General features: G+C 39.8%; 1 pseudogene. It reads right to left on the reverse strand.

Annotated elements, in window-relative coordinates:
- A pseudogene (locus tag ACWYVB_RS24160) lies at nucleotides 1-197 on the reverse strand (hypothetical protein); the annotation flags it as partial.
- Nucleotides 198-591: the final 394 nt, after the last annotated feature.

Here is a 591-nt window from a genome sequence, read left to right on the forward strand (position 1 = left end):
ATATAACGTGGAGAGGAAAGCGTGAGTGCTGTTGCGGTGTCTAGTGATTTCAAGGTTGCTTGCTGGTCTAAGTCAACTTTTAGGTAATCACAGAACACTGCCAACTGCTCTTTAAAGTCGTTCAGTAGCTCAAGTCTTTCGTTTTCTAGTTCTTGAAGCTCTTCTTTCGAAGCATCTTGATAATCCATAACTGACATATTATTCTCCTCACAATGCATTCAGTCGCATCAATATATACTCCCTTCAAAGAAAAATCTGATGATTTTGACGGAAACTCAAGTCGTTAGAGTGAACATGGCGTTGTTGCCTAAATCAGTTGAACCTTTTTGGAGTTCTGCGATCTGATCCCTTGTGATGGTTAGAGCGGTGATGACATAGGGGGTTATCATTGACTTCCACTTTAGTGGGGGGATTGGTTCGGTCAGAATACATCAAGTAATGAATAGAAGGTTATTTAGAGCATCGACTCTAACTGACTTTTGTCCAAAAATAATTTATAAATTGCTTACTATAGCTGTGATCACCAAGCGATTCTGTCGTACCTTAACTACCAAGCGACTTTGTCATTACAATAACTACCGAGGGAAATTG

The organism is Vibrio sp. JZG10, assembly GCF_054064075.1.